The following is a 17,404-nucleotide window of genomic DNA, read 5'->3' as shown; positions in this document are numbered from 1 at the left end:
ACGAGCGGTCAGGCTCAGCTGCCGGGAGCGGTTTTGGCAGCGGCGAAGGGCGTCTCGACAAAACCCAATTCCACCAGGCTCTGATAGGCCTTTTGACCTTGGGCCTGGGAGGGGGTCATCAACCGCACCACCTCCACGAGCACAGGAACGGCAACCTCGGGTTGATTCTGACGGCGGAAGAGGGCCGCCAACCTGAGATTGGCCTCAGCCAGCAGACCCAGTGCAGCACGACCCTTGGCGTCCATTTCGCGGGGAATCCGAGCATCCAGACCTCGGAACGCACCACTCAGATCCCGGTAGAACGCCAGGAGTTGCTTGGCTGCTGCACGGGCATTGTCATAGTCCTTGCGAGCCTCGGCCAGATTGCCGGCGGCGACCGCCGCATCACCACGGTTGATCAGAGACTGAACAGCGGCCACGTTGAAACCGGCACCACCGGACGCCAGCACCTTTGAGGCCTGGCTGTCCTCGCTGGTCTGGGCGAGGCCGGCCGCGGGAGACAGAGACAGACCAGCCACCAGAGCCAGGGCGGTCAGCGAGAGGCGGGAACGCATGATCAGACCGGAACAGTGGCCGGACTTTAGGGGGAGTGGAGGGGGCGCCCCACTGCCTCCCTGGCCGCTTGTTCAGCTGATTGCATCCGCAAGGCCAGATCGGCATTGAAGGCACGCACCGCCTCACGGCCACTTCCCTCCACGGCCATCGCTTCGCCGAAACAGATTGCTGCGCGTCCGCAGAAGCGCGGCCTAGCTTCGCTGTAAGCGAGGCCAACAGGCAGCACGCGCACCGGAACTCCCTGTCGGCGCGCGAGCAGGGCCAAGCGGGCCAGCCCCTGCTGAAGGCGGATCGGCTCATCACTGCGATTAATACGACCTTCTGGGAACACCACCACTTGCTGCCCAGCAGCCAGCAGATCAATCGCAAAGCGCAAGGTGGTGAGCGACGGGCGTCCCTGGTCCACAGCAAAGCAACCGAGGCGATGGAGAAACCACCCCTGCACGCCGTCCATTTCCGTGCGGGTCACCATGAAGCGACAGTCGCGGCCTGTAATCCGTCGACCGGCAGCCATCGGCAGCATCAGGGCATCCCAGCGGGCCCGATGGGTCGGCGCCAGCAGGATCGGACCCTCCAGGGGCAAATTGTGTTCCCCAAGCACGAGTCGCTCGCGGAAATAACTGCGCAGAGCGAGATCCTGGGTGAGCACCATCGCCAGGGGAGCCCAAAAGGGATTAATCCCCGAACCAAGGGCACTTTCGCGTGTCGCCAGGCTTGAGGTCACCGCGCCCCGGTGGTCTTGGACTATCTCGGAACTTAAGGTCCGGCCCCTGCATTTCCAGAGAAGGCTGGGCAGTTGGTTCTGCGGCCAGTGACGCCCTGACCCCTCGTTAGGGTTTTGGACCCAGGAAGCAACGGACGTGGCCAGTCTCGGCGTCAACATCGATCACATTGCCAACGTGCGCCAGGCACGACGCACGGTCGAACCCGATCCGGTGCCGATGGCGATGCTGGCGGAACTCGGCGGTGCCGATGGAATCACGGTGCATCTCCGCGAAGATCGTCGTCATATCCAAGACCGAGACGTGGAGCTGCTCCGCCAAACCGTTCGCAGCCGTCTGAATCTGGAAATGGCCGCCACGGCCGAGATGGAACAGATCGCAAGAAGGATCCGTCCTGACATGGTCACCCTCGTGCCCGAACGGAGGGAGGAAGTCACCACGGAGGGAGGCCTGGATGTGAGGGCACAGCTCATCAGCCTCAAAGGCGTGGTGGAGAGGCTGCAGACCGCCGGCATCCCCGTGAGCCTGTTCGTGGACCCTGATCCTGAGCAACTGGAGGCCAGCATCGGCTGCGGGGCACGCTGGGTTGAGCTCCACACCGGCACCTACGCGGAAGCGAGCTGGAGCGCACAGCCGGCTGAATTAGCTCGACTGACGGAAGCAACAGCGCATGCCCGCAACCTTGGACTCAGGGTGAATGCAGGCCACGGACTCACCTATCAAAACGTGGAGCCCGTGGCAGCCATCGAGGGCATGGAAGAGTTGAACATCGGCCATACGATCGTGGCGCGATCTCTTGTGGTTGGCCTCGAGGCCGCCGTCAGGGAGATGAAGCGGCTGGTCCAGAATCCCCGCCGTGAGCCGCTCTTTGGAAGCCTTCAGCCATGACCACCTATCACTTCGTCGCCGCCAGTGAACGCTTCCTGACCGAGGAGGAACCTCTGGAAGAAGTGCTGAGTGAGCGACGCCGTCATTACGCCGAGCAGGGGCGAGAGATCGACTTCTGGCTGATCCGTCAACCGGCATTCCTCAGCGCTCCCGAGCTGGCGGAACTCGCAGCACAGGTACCCAGCCCATCGGCTGCCGTGGTCTCCACCGATGCCAGCTTCATCACCTTCATGAAGCTGCGTCTGGAGTTTGTAGCCGAGGGCCGCTTCGAAGCTCCAAGCGCGTCGATTCCCGATGCCCTCGCCAGCTGCGCCGGAACAGCGGCCTAAAGCCACGGCTGCCCACAACCGTGGTCATGCTGAACACAGCCATTGGTCTGGAGCGATGACAAGGTCCCACGGGTTTCGTTTTGGCAGCAGCACCTTGCTAGCCGTGCTCAGCGCGTCGACGGTCTTCACCGTCAGTGCTGACACGGGGGGAGGCTGGGAGAACTGGGTGGAGTCCCTCACCCCAGAACAACTCTGCGCGGCGTATCTGAACGACATCATTGGCGACGAGGATCTGCCGGGAGGTCGGGCCTCTGATCCCTGTCCGGAGGGGGCGACCGCCAAGGAATTTCCCTGGTGATCTCCTCATCAAGACAGGCTGGATCGAAAGCCTCTTGATCGCCACCTCAGCAGCGCACCCTCAGCTACCGATCGTGAAGGGTGCCTGCTTCTTGTGCCACCACACCCAATCCCTAATCGGCGGTGTATTGCGCAGATGCTCGCGGGTTAGCCCCAGGCCCAGCTTGTCGGACGCACCCACCAGCACATCGAGCATCTCCTCCCCATCGGCAGCCTTGGCCAGGGCCTCATTGGTGCGTGGGGCACCGTTGAGAGCCTGAACCAGCAACGCAACCCTCCGAGGCACCGGCAATGAACGTGGATCCACAGACCACCCCCTTTGAGCGATGCAACACCGTAGACAGGGTCGATGACAGGGGAGGGGGGCTCCGTCAGAATCCGATGCAGAGCGATGAGATGGAGCGGAAACGAGGTGGCATCAGCTGAGCGTCACTGGGTGATCGGTGATGTGCACGGCTGTCATGCCTCCCTGATCCAGCTCCTGGCCGTGCTCCCTACCCGAGACCATCTGGTGCTCTGCGGCGACGTGATTAACCGCGGCCCTGGAATCGCAGACACTCTCCATCTGGTCTGGGAGCTGGTCTGCAACGGTCGAGCCACCTGGTTGCGGGGCAACCACGAGCAGAACCTGATCGAAGCCCTTGAGCAACGGTCATCAGACGCACACCAGAGCCTGCTGAGGATCGACACCTACCGCCAGCTCGGCGATGGCCTCACCCGCCAGTGGCTGCAGCGTCTCCAGACCCTGCCAGACCACTATCGAGGCAAAGGCTGGATCGCGACCCATGCAGGCTTTGACCCTCAAGGTCGCCCTGATTTACGCATCCGCGAACCCTTCTGGGAGACCTACGACGGCCGCTTCGGCCGCGTGGTGGTGGGTCACACCCCTAGGCCCAGCGTGGAGCGACGCCAACACATCGTGATGATCGACACCGGCGCCGTCTATGGGGGACGACTCTCGGCCTTCTGCCCTGAAACCGATGCCGTGGTGCAGGTGATGGGTCAGACAGCACTTGCGATTCCTGCACCCCAGCACCAGCACCAGCAGGAACTCATTGAGTCCACCTCTTGCTGACCATCTTCAGAAGCAATCGGGCGGAATGGCTGGCGCAGCTGCTGGCGGAACAGCTGCGCCTCGATCCCCCCTCGCCCTTCGAAGAAATCGAAGTGGTCGTCAACACCTGGCCCACCAGCCGTTGGCTGGGGGAACAGTTGGCTGTTGTCAACGGGATCAGTGCCCTGGTGCGCTTTCCGTTCCCAGGCGCCAGGCTTCGTGAACTGGTGCGAGCCGTTCTCGGTGAGGGCACGGGCTGCGATGGCACAGATGGTGACCCCAGGGGCGGCGAGGATCCCTGGCGGGCCGAGCGGCTCGTCTGGCCAGTGCTGGAGGTGCTCCCCGAGCTGCTCCAGCAACCAGCCGCTGCCCCCCTGCGCCAATGGATGGAGCTCCATCCCTGCGAGCGAGGTCAGCTCAACCGCGATCACTGGCTGTTGGCCCGCAGCCTCGCCGATGCCATCGATGATTACGCGCTGTACCGCGCCGATGAGCTCGGACGCTGGCTCGGCCACGACTCCGATGCCAGCAGTGCACTCGCTGAGTCGCTGCGCTGGCAACCCGAACTGGCCCGCTTGCTCGCCGACAAGCTGCCGACGGCGCCCTTTGGGCTGCAGGTCATGGAGGCCGTGAAGCGCCTGCGCGCCGGCGAGTCCCCCGTGCTGCCCCTTCCCCGCTGTCTGCGGCTGTTCGGTCTCAGCAGCATGGCCCCGATCCAAGTGGATCTGCTCCAGGCCCTCTCAGACTGCATCGATGTGCAGATTTTTCTGCTCACCCCCTGTCCAGACCTATGGGAGCGCTCCGAACACCGACGACGTCGTCTGGGAGAACGCTGGCAGACCCCACTGGATGGCTCCTGGCTGTTGGAGTCCCCTCGACTTGAAGCCATGCTTGGGCGGATGGGCGCTGAATTCCAGCTGCTTCTCGAAGGCAGCGGAGAGTGCCAGCTCGGAGCATGGGAACAGAGGGACCTGTTCGCGGCACCGGTCAGCATGGCCAGGGACCAACAACAACCCCCGAGCCTGCTCGCCCAGGTGCAGCAGCAGCTGGTGGAAGGCAGCACACCGACGCTCACTCTCGAGACGAACGACCACTCCCTGCGTTTCCTCGCCAGTCCCGGTCGCTGGCGGGAGGTGCAGTTGGTGCGGGATCAGATCCTGCAATGGCTGGCTGCTGACCCGACCCTTCAACCCAGGGACGTGCTGGTGATGACGCCCCAGATCGACCGTTTCGCTCCCCTTCTGGCATCAGCCTTCAACGATGCTGATGCCACGGGCGTGCTGGTGCCTTGGCGGCTAACCGACCGCAGCCAACAGGAGGCACCAGGCCTGATGCAGGGGTTTCTAAGCCTCCTGGCCCTGGCAGCCGATCGTTTCACAGCCACAGGACTGGAACAGTTGCTCGCCAACCCTGCCCTGCAGGAGCTGCAGGGACTGACGGCAGACGAGCTGGATGCCATGCACCGCTGTCTGCAACGCACTGGGTTCCGCTGGGGGCTGCATGAACGGGAGCGTCACGGCGACCCAAGCCACAGCCTTCGCTGGTGCCTCGATCGATGGTTACTGGGTCTGATGCTGCCCGACCAGGAGGGCTGGGTCCTCGCCGACGCCGCTCCATTTAGCGATGAACTGACAGCGGATGAGGTCGGCCGCTGGTGGACGCTTCTGGACAAGCTGGCCCGCTGGATCGACCGATTGCGTTCCCCACGACACTGCAGCAGCTGGATCACCACCCTCACGTCTCTGCTGGAGGAGCTATTCGGTGACGGTGGCCGATGGGGTTGGGAGCGCCAGGCCATTCTGGATGCCCTTGAGCTCTGGAGAGAGCGCAGCCTCGACTGTCCACTGTTGCTGGATGCCGCAGTGGTGCGAGCCGTCTTACAGGAAGCCCTCTCCAACGACAGCGGTCGTTTCGGCCATCGCAGCGGAGCCCTCACCATCAGTGCGCTGGAACCGATGCGCGCGATTCCCCACCGGGTCGTGGTGCTGATCGGACTGGATGCGGGCAGCTTCCCCCGCCAGAACGAGCGCCCAGGATTCCATTTGCTGGAGCAGATCCGGCGGCTGGGTGATCCCTCCAGCAGCGATCAGGATCGCTATGTGCTGCTGGAGGCCCTGCTGTCGTCGCGCCAGCATCTGATGCTCAGCTGGAATGCCCGTGATGAGCGCAGCGGAGAACCGCTTCCACCAGCAGCCCCGGTCCAGCAGTGGCTCACCCTCCTGAGGGAACAACTCGGCGAGAACGCGATGGCCCAGGTGCTGCTGCAGCCTCCGGCCAATCCCCTAGACCCTGGCAATTTCCAAATGCAGTCAACGGGCGCTCTGCCTAGCTGCGACCAACGACTCCTCGCTGCCCGAAGGGAGCTTGACCGTGGAGGAGAGAGAGAAGCCGGCAGGAGAGGCCATGCCCTGGCCATGCCGCTGCAGTGGCCGAGCGGCCTTGCAGACAGCGGTCGGGCCCACAGCCATGAACAGGACAGCTCCGAGGGGACTCGACTAGAGACCGAGCAACTGGAACGCTGGCTCCTGGCCCCGCAGCGCTGCTGGCTGGAGCAACAAGGGCTCAGGCCAGGGGAATGGTTGGAGCCCATCGAGGATCTTGAAGCCCTCGACCTGGGGGAACGCCAGCGTCAGGGGCTGCTTCAGCAACAGCTGGAGGAAGCGCTCCAAACAATGAAGCAACCAAACGCTCTGCCCTGGCAGGAAGCAACGCAGGGGGACTGGCTCAGTCGTTGTGCTGGCAGGGGAATCCTGCCGCCTGCGGCAGCGGCTTCGGTGGAGCAGGAGCGACTGGAACAGCGCTGGCAAGGTCTTCAGCGCTGTCTGCTGAGCTTCGGGACGCCACAGCTGCGCAGCGGTCGACTCCTGACAGGGCGCTGTCAGCTGCTGCCACAGGCCGGCAAGCTGCAAGCCCGCTCAGCGCTGCTGGGCTGGCTTCGCCACCTTGAAGCCCAGCTGGAAGGGTACGAATGCGAAACCGCTGTGATCGGTCGTTCAGATCGCCAGGGCAAGGGCGATCAGTTTGAGGTGCTTCTGCACTGGCAACCGATCGAGCCTGAGCTGGCTGAGCGTCATCTCGCTGCCTTGCACGCTGCAGCCAACAGAGGCTTGAAACAGTGCTGGCCAGTGCCTCCAGCGAGCGGCCTGGCACGCCTGCGTCAATGGCAGAAAGGCCAGGAGGCCGCTGACCAGGCCTTCCACAAGAGCTGGCAGGGTGACTTCCAGGGTTGGCCCGAACGGGAGCGGGCGGAGATGCGTGCCTGCTTCGGCGATGGCTGTGAGAGCCGCGAGCTCCTCAATGCTCCCGGATTCGAGCGGGCCTTCTCCTGCCTCTACTTGCCGATGGGGGAGGCGCTGAAAGCGTGAGACGTTTTGAGCACAACGACTACCCCCTGGATGGAGGCGTTCGACTCCTTGAGGCCAGTGCTGGCACGGGCAAGACTTTCGCTCTGGCGCATCTGGTGTTGCGTCTGATCACGGAGCGGAATCTGCGCATCGAGCAGTTGCTGGTGGTGACCTTCACCGATGCGGCAGCTGCAGAGCTGCAGGATCGCATCGGGCGGCGACTGGATCTTGCCCTACAGGGGCTCACTCAGATCGAAAATGACCAGGTCCTGAGCGACGCTGATCCGGTGCTGCGCGCCTGGCTGGAACGCCACGGAGCCGATGGCAACCGGCGGCGGGAGATCGCCAGTTGCCTTCTCACCGCCCTCGACGGCCTGGAGAAAGCTGACATCACCACCATCCATGGCTTCTGTCACCGCACGCTCCGGCGTTTGTCCCTGCAGAGCGGTGCCGTTATGGATCCCGATCTGGAGAGCGACAACGCCGACCTCTGCCATGAGGTGGCCCATGACTACTGGCAGCAACAGGTGCTGTCGCTGGATCCAGAGGATGTGAAGGGGTTGCAGATGGCGCAGCTCTCCCCGGAGACCCTCAGCGAAGCCCTGCGGCGCCTCGATGGGGATAGTGGAGTGCGCATTGATCCGGGCAACGATCCACCCGATCCCAACGCCCCCCTCAAGGAGCAGTTCGAATCATGGATCGAGCAGCGCTGGCTGAGCGCCAAGAAGCAGTGGCAGGAGAACGGCGACGAGCTGGAAACGGCGCTTTGCGCAGCAGCTGCCGATTGGCGCAGCCGAGGCTGCAGCAGCAATCGCACCACCCCCTACAGCCCCAAACCGCGAACGCAACGAGCAAGCACTCTGAGCGACTGGATGAGACAAGCCGGACCTGCAACACCCGCAGGCCGGCCTGACGACACGCAAATAGCACGAATACGCTACGGCTACGTGCGAAAACAGCCCTTACTCGGGGGCTACTTCCATCCCGGCACCTTCTCTCGCGTGGCCCGAGCCTGCGGAGAGGCGCAGCCCCGCTTGCCCTGTCCGCAGACCATGGAGGCGATCGCCGCCCTCTGGGACGGCCCCAGCGAACAGGTTTGGCGCCATGCGCTGATCAGTGGTGCGGCCGCCCTGAAAGAGCGGCGCAACCGCCGGGGAGTGATTGGCTTCTCCGGACTGCTCGACGCCCTCGATCCAGCAAGCCAGAGCGAAGAACAACAGCAGCGGTGGATCAGCGAACTTCGCCGCCGCTACCGGGTAGCCCTGATCGACGAATTCCAAGACACCGATCCTCTCCAATGGCGATTACTGCGCACTGCTTTCGCCACCGGTGCGTCGCATCTGCTTCTGATGGTCGGCGATCCAAAGCAGGCGATCTATCGATTTCGCGGCGGTGACCTGAACACCTATCGGGAGGCGCGCCAACAGGCCGACCGGATCGATGCCCTGCTCGACAACTACCGAACAACACCTCCTCTGATGCTGGGACTCAACCAGCTCATGGCAACGGGTCTGGAGCAATCGCGGTTGGAGGTTCCAGCCCTGGATGCCAAGAGTTCTGCCCAACCCCTCGCGGGTCCCGACGGCCCTGAACCACTCCAGGTGTTGAACCTGCCGGAATCAGGGGAAACCTCCAGCGCCAGCAAAACCGTCCTGGAGGATCTGTTGCCCAGGATGGTGGCTGGTGTGAGCAGTGAGCTCATGCATCGCCATGCGGAGCTCAGCCCTGCCGACCTCTGCGTGCTCGTCAGTCGGCACCGACAGGCCGAAGCGATCCGCGCCCAGCTAGCAGCCATCGGCCTGCCGAGTCGGTTGGTCAGCCGCGGCGACGTGTTCAACAGTGCAGCAGCAGAAGCGCTGCAGCGATTGCTCGACAGCCTGGCCAGTCCTGCCAATGACGGCACGCTGCGACTGCTGGCTTGCTCAGCCCTTCTCCAGTGGTCTGCCCACAAGCTTGCCAGCGCAGAAGCAGACGGGGGTCTCGATCAACTCGCCCAGCAGGTGCGAAATCTCGCCGATGCCTTGCCCACCCTTGGTCTGCTGGGCTGCCTGTCCCAGATCTTGGCGGGGGAAACCATGGCAGCACTGACGGAGCGGGGCCGATTTCTCGGAGACCTCCAGCAATGCGCACGCCTTGTCCAAGACACGATTCACCGCCTGGGATTGGATGCCTCCAGTGCCGCCGACTGGTTGCGACGACAGCGTCTCCAACCGGAACCAAGCCCATCCGACGAACGGCAACCCCACAGCGACCACGCCGAAGACGCTGTCGCCGTTGTCACGGTGCACCGCAGCAAGGGCCTGGAATATCCAGTGGTGATCTGCCCTTACCTCTGGCAGATGCCCCAGGAAGCCGAGGGGCCGCTCTGGCGCCGGAGCGATGGCTGGATCGTGGCCATCAACCGTCACTGGGGTTACGGCCGAAGGGCCGCTGAGGAAGAAGACGCTGAGATCGGCGCCGAAACCGAACGTCTTGCCTATGTGGCAATGACTCGCGCCGTTCGTCAGCTGATCCTCATCGACGCCCAGGCCGGCGGCCATGAACACAACCCTCTGAAGCGCTGGCTGGCGACCGAGCCAGTCGGAATCAGCCGCCAGCTCCTTGACCCCGAGGCTCCCGTCAAGGCCTGGCGACGCTCCGTTGAACCGGTTGCTCTGCAACTGGGTCCAATTCCCGAGCGATCGCTGGACAGGATCTGGGGCCGGAGCAGTTACTCAGCCTGGAGCAGCAGCGGGGGAGGCGACCATGCCGCTGCCAGAACCGATGATCCCCGCACCCTGGAGGAGGGACGCGATCGTGATCCCATCAGCCCCGTTGATGCCCCCCCTGGAAGCCCCTCAAGCGACACGACTGATCACGACAAGGTTCAGAACGAGCGAGTGCCTGAGGATCCGGCCAGTCGCCTGGGTCCCCTGAGTGGATTTCCACGCGGTCCGGCGGCCGGCGACTGCCTGCATCGCATGCTCGAAAGGGTGAATTTCGCAACGGCGGCGGCAGATCCCGGCAGCGCCGAGGTGATTGCCCAGGAACTGCGCCGGGCCGGCCTGGAGGCTGATCTGCAAGCCAGCGTGCAGCAAGGCCTGGCCCGACTGCTGAAGGTGCCCCTCGGCGGCCCGCTCGGCGCCCTGCGCCTCGAACAGATCGCTGCCGATCGCCGGCGCCACGAGCTCAGCTTCGATCTGCCCATTGCCCATCGGGGTCGCGCCATCCAAGCCCACGCCCTGGCGGCCAGCTTTCGGATCCAACCCGAGCACAGCTTCTCGGGCAGCTATGCCGACCGCGTCGCGAGCCTGTCCATCCACAGCCGAGGCTTCCTCACGGGATCCATCGACTTGATGTTCTCCGACACGAACAATCCCCAGACCTCCCGCTGGTGGGTGGCCGACTGGAAAAGCAACTGGTTGGGAGAACGGGACGGCGATGGCCAGGTGCTCGCCTGTGGCCCATGCCACTACCAGCGAGAGGCACTCCTGGAGGAGATGGTCAAGCACCACTACCCACTTCAGGCCCATCTCTACATGGTGGCCCTCCATCGTTTTCTGGAATGGCGATTGCCGGGCTACGACCCGCAGCGCAATCTGGGTGGCTACGTCTATGTCTTTTTGCGCGGTGTGCCGGAGCCAGAACAGCTGAGTGCTCCAGCAGCACCCGAGTTCACTCCTGGGATTCTGGTGGAACCGGCACCAGTCGAGAGGATCCTGCACCTCAATCAACAACTGGAGGGAGTGATCCCATGAGAGACGCCAACTCCCTTCCAAGTGACTGGTCCGCCCCGGTGAGTCGCGGCTTGATCGAACTCCTGCGCCGCTCCCTCCCCCCCGATCAAGACGACCCGATGCTGGATCGAATCCTGGTGGATCTGACCGCGGCGCTGGCCCAAGGGATCACCTGGCTACCTCTGCAGCCGGAGCAGCATCGGCCTTTGCACCAGAGCGGATGGCTCAACGGACCCCGAAGCCCCCTGGTGCTCCATGAATCCAAGCTGGCCTTTCGGCGCTGGCATGAGGGGATGGAGACTCTCGTGCTGCGTCTTCTCGAGCGGGTTGCTGCCTCGCCCGACATCAACGAGACCGATCCAGCGACACAGCCGACGCTGGAACAGCCGACGCCGGAGCAGTCTCCCTGGATCCAGGGGCTGAACCCAGAGCAGCTGGCGGCGGTCGCGGCGATCCGACAGCACCGGCTTGTGCTGCTCAGCGGTGGCCCAGGCACCGGAAAAACCAGCACTGTGGTTCGGATGCTGGCTCAGGTCGTCAGCGACCAGCCCGAGCTACGCATCGGGCTTGCCGCACCCACAGGCAAAGCAGCCGGTCGGCTGCAAGACGCCATCCGCAACGGCCGAGAGTGTCTGCCGCCGTCCCTGCAACCGGCCCTGGCGGCCCTTCCCTGCGCCACCCTGCATCGCTGGCTGGAGGCAGGGTCCCGGGGCTTCGGGCGTCATCAACGCCGACCACTCCCCCTCGACCTGCTTGTTGTCGATGAGATGTCGATGGTGGATCTCAATCTGGCCACTGCGCTGCTTGAGGCCTTGCCCGAGACTGCGCAACTGGTGCTGGTGGGCGATGCGGCCCAACTGCCACCAATTGGCGCCGGTGCTGTCTGGCAGCACCTCCAGGAGGATGCGCAACGGCAACGATTTGGATCTGCAGCAATCGAGCTGCATCGGGTGTATCGCAATCGAGGCGCTCTGGCCCGACTCAGCGGCGTGTTGCGGGATCAGGGAATCGAAGCCTTCTGGCGCGCTTGCCGCCACAGCACTGCGGCCTCAGATTCTAGCGAGAATCTGCAATGGCAACAGGGGGATCGACGCGCCATCCCCCCTGCGGTGACCAAGGCCCTGCGAGACCACCTGAACACGCTTCAAAACGCCGTGGCTGCTCTCCCCCCCGGACCGACTGAGCCCATGGGGGACAACCTGGATGCAGCCGCCGCCGACCAGGCCCTCGATGAGCTGGACCGACTGCAGGTGCTCTGCCCGCGCAGGGTGGGCGCCTGGGGGGTCGACATGTTGCATCGGACCCTGCTTCCCGAAGGAGGTGTCGAGGCCTGGCCCCCAGGAGTTCCGGTGCTCTGTGCCGCCAACCAACCAGAGCTTGGGCTCGCCAATGGTGATCGGGGCCTCACGATCGGGGCAGGCCCTCAGCGGCGCGTGCTCTTCCGATGCATCGATGCCACCGGGACCGCAAGTCCACGGCTGCTGCACCCCGCACGACTGAAAGCACTGGAACCGGCCCTGGCCCTGACCGTGCACAAAGCCCAGGGCAGCGAGGCGGATCACGTCCTGCTGCTCTGGCCAGGAGCGCTTCGGGATCAGGAACGCCCCCAGCAGGAGTGCGCCCTGCTTTACACCGCCATCACCAGAGCCCGTCAACAGCTACTCCTGCTGACGGCGACAGATCCAGCCAAGCTGGAGTCGTCATCGGAGGCAGCGCTTTGATGGGGTTACTCCCTGAATCCCTTGCAAGCCAACGGGTGGAGCGCCCCTGGGGTTGGTACGAGGATCTACTCGAAGGCCCCGGTTACAAGCTCAAGCGTCTACTGATCCGCAACGGCCAGCGGCTGAGCCTGCAGCGGCATCAACACCGAAGCGAAAACTGGACGGTTGTGAGCGGGGAGGGCGAGCTCTTCTGCGATGGACACTGGCATCAGGCAACCCCTGGATCCACCCTGCACATCCCCTGCGGAGCCATCCACCGAGCCCGAGGCGGTGAAGGAGATCTGCTGATCATCGAGGTTCAGCACGGAACCCACCTTGAGGAAACCGATATTGAGCGCCTGGAAGATGATTTCGGCAGGGTGATAAGTTGAAGATCAAGCCTTTGAAGAAAGGGCAAGCAATACAGCACGGTTTCGACCGATTGGACGTTGCAAGCCTGATTTGAAGGATCAATCAGGCCAACGCCTTCCAGACATGACCAATACTGTTTCGCACGACGTTGATGCGTCGTGCTCGGTGGATCTCAGTGCCACCACGATGTCGCCCGCCGATGGGGTTCAGAAAGCTGAGGGCCAGGAGGACGCGATCTTCACCACGGTGATTGACGCAGGAGTGATAGACGCAGGAGCAATTGACACCGTTCCAGAGCAGAGCCCTGCCTCAGGGTTCGCAGGCTTTGGCTTCAGCGAAGCGCTACTCCAAACCCTGGAATCGAAGGGGTACAAGGAGCCCTCTCCCATCCAGCGAGCCGCCTTCCCCGAGCTGATGCTCGGACGCGACCTCGTGGGGCAGGCCCAAACCGGTACGGGCAAAACCGCTGCCTTCGCTCTTCCCATCCTCGAGCGCCTGCAGGCCGAAGGGCCCAGACCCCAGGCACTGGTCCTCGCTCCGACCCGTGAGCTGGCGATGCAGGTGGCCGACTCCTTCAAGGCCTATGCCGCCGGCCATCCCCGACTCCACGTGCTGGCGATCTACGGAGGCTCCGATTTCCGTTCCCAGATCAATGCCCTCAAACGGGGTGTGGATGTCGTGGTTGGAACCCCTGGTCGGGTGATGGATCACATGCGCCAGGGCACCCTCGACACCAGCAACTTGCGCAGCTTGGTGCTCGATGAAGCCGACGAAATGCTGCGGATGGGATTCATTGACGACGTCGAGTGGATCCTCGACCAATTGCCAGAAGAGCGTCAGGTGGTGCTCTTCTCAGCCACGATGCCAGCCGAGATCCGCAGGCTCTCGAAGCGCTATCTGCGTGAACCAGCCGAGATCACGATCAAAACCAAAGATCAGGAAGCGCGTCGGATCCGTCAGCGAGGGATCACGCTCCAGAACAACCACAAGCTCGAAGCGCTCAATCGGGTGCTCGAAGCTGTGACCGGGGAAGGTGTGATCATCTTCGCCCGAACCAAAGCGATCACTCTGACGGTGTCGGAGGCGCTTGAGGCTGCCGGCCACGACGTTGCCGTCCTCAACGGTGATGTCCCCCAGAACCAAAGGGAGCGCACAGTCGAACGGCTGCGCAAGGGAACCGTGAACATCCTGGTGGCTACCGACGTGGCAGCCCGAGGCCTGGATGTGGATCGGATCGGACTGGTCATCAACTACGACATGCCCTTCGACAGCGAGGCCTACGTGCACCGGATCGGGCGCACCGGTCGTGCTGGACGCAGTGGTGAGGCCATCTTGTTCGTGACCCCGAGGGAGCGGCGCTTCGTGAACAACCTCGAGCGGGCCACAGGTCAGCCGATCGAGCCGATGCAGATTCCCAGCAACGCCGAAATCAACCAGGCGCGACTCGACAAGCTCCGGCAACGGCTGAGCAATGCAGCCACTGGAGAGGGAAGCGAGCGCCAAGCTGACGAAGGTCCTCTGCTCCAGGAACTGCTGCAGCGGGTGGGGCAAGAACTCAATCTTGAACCCTCCCAGTTGGCACTGGCAGCGCTCACCATGGCCCTCGGCGATCAACCCCTTCTGGTGCAGGGGGATGAGGGCTGGCTGCAAACTGCCAACCGCCAACGTTCACGCGATGAGCGCGGCGGTGAACGCCATGGTGGTGACCGTTACGGAGATCGCCGTCGCCAGGATCGTCCTGCGCGTCCCCCTGAAGACAACATGGAGCGCTATCGGGTTGAAGTGGGTCACCGCGATCGCGTGAAACCCGGCAACCTTGTGGGCGCAATCGCCAATGAGTCCGGTCTGCAGGGCCGCATGATCGGACGGATTCAGATTTTCGAATCCCACAGCTTGGTGGACCTGCCGAAAGGAATGCCTCAAGATGTGTTTAATTCCCTGAAGCGCCTCAAAGTGATGAACAGGGAGCTTCAGATTCGCCCAAACGCCTGAACACTGGCCATGGTTTTGGTTCGTACCCTTCTGCTCACCACGGCCATGGGCCTTGGCTGTTCGGCCCTGATGCCCTCCCACGGGCATGCGGCTGGAGATGAGAGCACGATCAACCGCCTTTGCCTGGCGGGATTCAATGCCGCCATGAGCCATGCCGGAAAGACACCTCCTGCCGGCATGGGCACCTTCACTTGCAATTGCTTCCTTGAGCAAGTGAACGCAGGGGCTTCGATCCAAAGCGCCCAGGACATTTGCAAGCAGAAGGCCGCCGAGCGCTACAAGTTCTGATCGGCATCAGGGCGTCGCCCAGGACGCCCTCTGATCAGGAAACCGTGACCTGAACGGACACCTCACGCTCGCGCAAAGCCAAAGCCTCGACCGCACAAACGAGCTCATAACGCACCTCCGGGATGCTGGTCTCCAGGAGAGTCACGAGGAGATCAAGTCGGTCCACCGTCGACAATTCCCCCTCAGGGGTCCAGTCAAGGGCACGAATCGAAGACACTCCCACCACTCCCTCCTGTCAGGGTCTTCTGACAATGGGGCATTGGGCGTGGAATCGCCCCACTTTTCCACTTCCCTTCACGATCCAGTGAAGAAGCTGCAGGCGCCCCTGTAGCTTGGAGAGGCATCAGCTTCAGCGTTCGGCTCTGATCGGCTCGCTCCCCCAGGCTTCAGCTCCACGGCTTCAGCATCAAGGACTTTCCTTTTCGGACCACGGCTTCACTGATCAAAACGTCCATCGGTCCCCACAGGAATGACCATCTACATCGGCAATCTCTCCTTCCAAGCGGAACAGGAGGATCTGCTCGACCTCTTCGGCCAATACGGCGAAGTGAAGAGCGCCAGCCTTCCCCTCGACCGCGAAACCGGCCGCAAGCGCGGTTTCGCCTTCGTTGAGATGAACAACGACAGCGACGAACAGAAAGCGATCGACGATCTCCAGAACGTGGAGTGGATGGGTCGCATGATCCGCGTCAACAAAGCCACCCCCCGTGAAGGCGGCGGCGGCGGCGGTCGCGGCGGTTACGGCGGCGGCAACCGCGGCGGCGGCGGCGGCGGCGGCGGTCGTGGCGGTTACGGCGGCGGCGGCGGCGGCGGCGAAGGTGGTTACGGCGGCGGCAACCGTTGGTGATCAGCCAAGCTCCTCCGCACACAAGCGGCTGAGTTCAACAAAAAAGCCCTGGAGTCCTGCTCAAACGGCAGGCTCCAGGGCTTTCGCTTTTGAAGCCAATGCCTTAGCAGGCTGCTTCTTCGCGTTCATCGAGCTCAATCAAGTCGTGCAGCTGATCGAGCTGCCATTCCCGACAACGCAGGTCGTTCACAGAATGGAGTGGATGAAGCTCGCCCTCGCGAGGTTCAGGTAACACATTCCTCAAGCTGCGACGGCGCAGCTTCGCCGTCCAGCGTTGGAAGCGGTGAAAGTCTCGGGTTCTTGTCATGAACACCTCCTGGTGGTGACTCCCTTGGTCTAACCCAGCCGGAAGAACTTGCACTGTTCAGATCAAGCACATTGGCAGGCATCGCCCTGTCAGAGATTGGTCGACTCGCCAAGCAGGGCGTCGTAGTCATCGAAGCCCACCAGCTCGCGCAGGGCCGAAAAATCCATCATGCGCTCGGGTGTGCGTCCCACCGCCAAGTCGTCAAGAGCCTCCTTCATGGCTGCTGCCGCACAGGCCAACAAGGTGAGGGGATAGGCGGCGAGATGAATGCCAATCTCTCCCAGAACAGCTGGCGGAAGCAAAGGGGTGAGGCCTCCCTCCAGCATGTTGGCCATACGCCACCCCGGCACCTCTTCACAGAACCGTCGCAGCTCCGCTTCTGAGCGGGGGGCCTCAAGAAACAGCACATCAGCACCGAGTTCGGCAAAGGCCTTTAAACGCCAGAGAGCCTCATCCAGCGCCGCGCGATCGCCGTGGCTTGCCGCCAAGGCTGAGCGGGCATCAGTGCGCGCCACAATCACCAGGTCAGCACCATCAGCGCGAGCCGCCACCGCCGAGCGAATGCGCATGAGGGCTTCCTCACGCCCCACGACCTCCTTGACACCGGTGTGCCCACAGCGCTTTGGCGCCAGCTGGTCCTCGAGCATGATCCCTGCAAAACCGGCCCTGGCGAACTGGTGCATGGTCCGCTGCACATTCGCTGCATTGCCGTGGCCGGTATCACCATCACCGATCACAGGAATACGAACTGCATCGCAGATCGAGCGGCCCTGATCCAACATCTCCGCCACGGACAGCAAACCCGTATCTGGCAATCCGGCCCGTGCTGCCGAAACAGAAAACCCACTCATGAACGTGAGCGGGAAGCCAGCCCGCTCCACTAAACGCGCAGAGAGTGCGTCGAAACAACAGGGCATCAACAAACAGGCACGTTCCTCCATCAAGGAGCGCAAGCAATCAGCGGGTGTCGAGATTTCACGCACGCCTGGACTC

Annotated in this window: 17 protein-coding genes; 11 read left to right on the top strand and 6 right to left on the bottom strand. The window is 63.2% G+C overall.

Annotated elements, in window-relative coordinates; translation table 11 throughout:
- Positions 1–14: 14 nt before the first annotated feature.
- On the bottom strand, positions 15–554 hold the full coding sequence (locus H0O21_RS09055) for a hypothetical protein (protein ID WP_131457216.1): 540 nt from the start codon (positions 552–554) through the stop codon (positions 15–17).
- 26 nt (positions 555–580) lie between these two features.
- Complete coding sequence (locus H0O21_RS09050; protein ID WP_185189447.1) at positions 581–1,279, bottom strand: 1-acyl-sn-glycerol-3-phosphate acyltransferase; 699 nt, start codon at positions 1,277–1,279, stop codon at positions 581–583.
- Between the two features lie 136 nt (positions 1,280–1,415).
- Between H0O21_RS09050 and H0O21_RS09045 the strand changes: the two genes are divergently transcribed.
- The 3 genes from H0O21_RS09045 to H0O21_RS09035 are packed head-to-tail and all read left to right on the top strand — an operon-like array spanning position 1,416 to position 2,792.
- Positions 1,416–2,165, top strand: a complete 750-nt coding sequence (locus H0O21_RS09045) for a pyridoxine 5'-phosphate synthase (RefSeq protein WP_185189446.1) — start codon at positions 1,416–1,418, stop codon at positions 2,163–2,165.
- Entirely contained in the window at positions 2,162–2,494 is a 333-nt protein-coding gene (locus H0O21_RS09040) for an MgPME-cyclase complex family protein (RefSeq protein WP_131457212.1), read from the top strand. Before H0O21_RS09045 ends, H0O21_RS09040 begins: the two co-directional genes overlap by 4 nt.
- A 55-nt stretch (positions 2,495–2,549) precedes the next feature.
- Entirely contained in the window at positions 2,550–2,792 is a 243-nt protein-coding gene (locus H0O21_RS09035; RefSeq protein ID WP_185189445.1) for a hypothetical protein, read from the top strand.
- Positions 2,793–2,852: 60 nt separating this feature from the next.
- Here the strand turns inward: H0O21_RS09035 and H0O21_RS09030 are convergent, their stop codons facing one another.
- Entirely contained in the window at positions 2,853–3,077 is a 225-nt protein-coding gene (locus H0O21_RS09030; protein WP_255440962.1) for a hypothetical protein, read from the bottom strand.
- Positions 3,078–3,203: 126 nt separating this feature from the next.
- On the opposite strand from H0O21_RS09030, the gene H0O21_RS09025 reads away from it, so the two are divergent.
- From H0O21_RS09025 to H0O21_RS08995, 7 genes are all read left to right on the top strand, one after another.
- Positions 3,204–3,866, top strand: a complete 663-nt coding sequence (locus H0O21_RS09025; RefSeq protein WP_255440961.1) for a metallophosphoesterase — start codon at positions 3,204–3,206, stop codon at positions 3,864–3,866.
- Positions 3,860–7,210, top strand: coding sequence for an exodeoxyribonuclease V subunit gamma (locus tag H0O21_RS09020; protein WP_185189443.1), 3,351 nt, complete (start codon positions 3,860–3,862; stop codon positions 7,208–7,210). Before H0O21_RS09025 ends, H0O21_RS09020 begins: the two co-directional genes overlap by 7 nt.
- Positions 7,207–10,926: a UvrD-helicase domain-containing protein gene (locus H0O21_RS09015; protein ID WP_185189442.1), complete on the top strand. Its 3,720-nt coding sequence runs from the start codon at positions 7,207–7,209 to the stop codon at positions 10,924–10,926. Before H0O21_RS09020 ends, H0O21_RS09015 begins: the two co-directional genes overlap by 4 nt.
- Positions 10,923–12,626: an AAA family ATPase gene (locus H0O21_RS09010; RefSeq protein ID WP_185189441.1), complete on the top strand. Its 1,704-nt coding sequence runs from the start codon at positions 10,923–10,925 to the stop codon at positions 12,624–12,626. Before H0O21_RS09015 ends, H0O21_RS09010 begins: the two co-directional genes overlap by 4 nt.
- Positions 12,626–12,997 (top strand): phosphomannose isomerase type II C-terminal cupin domain, encoded by a 372-nt coding sequence (locus H0O21_RS09005; protein WP_185189440.1) that lies wholly within the window; start codon positions 12,626–12,628, stop codon positions 12,995–12,997. Before H0O21_RS09010 ends, H0O21_RS09005 begins: the two co-directional genes overlap by 1 nt.
- A 103-nt stretch (positions 12,998–13,100) precedes the next feature.
- Positions 13,101–14,969, top strand: coding sequence for a DEAD/DEAH box helicase (locus tag H0O21_RS09000; RefSeq protein ID WP_185189439.1), 1,869 nt, complete (start codon positions 13,101–13,103; stop codon positions 14,967–14,969).
- Between the two features lie 9 nt (positions 14,970–14,978).
- The gene (locus tag H0O21_RS08995) at positions 14,979–15,257 is read left to right on the top strand and encodes a hypothetical protein (RefSeq protein ID WP_185189438.1); all 279 of its coding nucleotides are present in this window, start codon (positions 14,979–14,981) and stop codon (positions 15,255–15,257) included.
- Between the two features lie 34 nt (positions 15,258–15,291).
- Here H0O21_RS08995 and H0O21_RS08990 read toward each other — a convergent pair whose 3' ends face one another.
- Positions 15,292–15,474 carry a hypothetical protein gene (locus tag H0O21_RS08990; protein WP_185189437.1) on the bottom strand — a complete coding sequence of 61 codons (183 nt, stop codon included), beginning with the start codon at positions 15,472–15,474 and terminating at the stop codon, positions 15,292–15,294.
- Positions 15,475–15,726: 252 nt separating this feature from the next.
- Between H0O21_RS08990 and H0O21_RS08985 the strand changes: the two genes are divergently transcribed.
- The gene (locus tag H0O21_RS08985; protein ID WP_185189436.1) at positions 15,727–16,104 is read left to right on the top strand and encodes an RNA-binding protein; all 378 of its coding nucleotides are present in this window, start codon (positions 15,727–15,729) and stop codon (positions 16,102–16,104) included.
- Positions 16,105–16,207: 103 nt separating this feature from the next.
- Here H0O21_RS08985 and H0O21_RS08980 read toward each other — a convergent pair whose 3' ends face one another.
- Complete coding sequence (locus tag H0O21_RS08980; protein WP_131457187.1) at positions 16,208–16,411, bottom strand: hypothetical protein; 204 nt, start codon at positions 16,409–16,411, stop codon at positions 16,208–16,210.
- Between the two features lie 89 nt (positions 16,412–16,500).
- The gene (locus tag H0O21_RS08975; protein WP_131457185.1) at positions 16,501–17,352 is read right to left on the bottom strand and encodes an oxaloacetate decarboxylase; all 852 of its coding nucleotides are present in this window, start codon (positions 17,350–17,352) and stop codon (positions 16,501–16,503) included.
- Positions 17,353–17,404: the final 52 nt, after the last annotated feature.

This window comes from Synechococcus sp. HK01-R (assembly GCF_014217855.1).
GTDB lineage: Bacteria > Cyanobacteriota > Cyanobacteriia > PCC-6307 > Cyanobiaceae > Synechococcus_C.
Note: the sequence above shows the minus strand (reverse complement) of the source record. Positions and strands in the feature narration are given on the sequence as shown.

Excerpts from the sequence above, each read along its gene's own strand:
- H0O21_RS09040 (WP_131457212.1), top strand. The coding sequence starts at position 2,162 with ATGACCACCTATCACTTCGTCGCCGCCAGTGAACGCTTCCTGACCGAG.
- H0O21_RS08980 (WP_131457187.1), bottom strand. The coding sequence starts at position 16,411 with ATGACAAGAACCCGAGACTTTCACCGCTTCCAACGCTGGACGGCGAAG.
- H0O21_RS09005 (WP_185189440.1), top strand. The coding sequence starts at position 12,626 with ATGGGGTTACTCCCTGAATCCCTTGCAAGCCAACGGGTGGAGCGCCCC.
- H0O21_RS09055 (WP_131457216.1), bottom strand. The coding sequence starts at position 554 with ATGCGTTCCCGCCTCTCGCTGACCGCCCTGGCTCTGGTGGCTGGTCTG.
- H0O21_RS08995 (WP_185189438.1), top strand. The coding sequence starts at position 14,979 with ATGGTTTTGGTTCGTACCCTTCTGCTCACCACGGCCATGGGCCTTGGC.
- H0O21_RS09035 (WP_185189445.1), top strand. The coding sequence starts at position 2,550 with ATGACAAGGTCCCACGGGTTTCGTTTTGGCAGCAGCACCTTGCTAGCC.
- H0O21_RS08985 (WP_185189436.1), top strand. The coding sequence starts at position 15,727 with ATGACCATCTACATCGGCAATCTCTCCTTCCAAGCGGAACAGGAGGAT.
- H0O21_RS08975 (WP_131457185.1), bottom strand. The coding sequence starts at position 17,352 with ATGGAGGAACGTGCCTGTTTGTTGATGCCCTGTTGTTTCGACGCACTC.
- H0O21_RS09010 (WP_185189441.1), top strand. The coding sequence starts at position 10,923 with ATGAGAGACGCCAACTCCCTTCCAAGTGACTGGTCCGCCCCGGTGAGT.
- H0O21_RS09000 (WP_185189439.1), top strand. The coding sequence starts at position 13,101 with ATGACCAATACTGTTTCGCACGACGTTGATGCGTCGTGCTCGGTGGAT.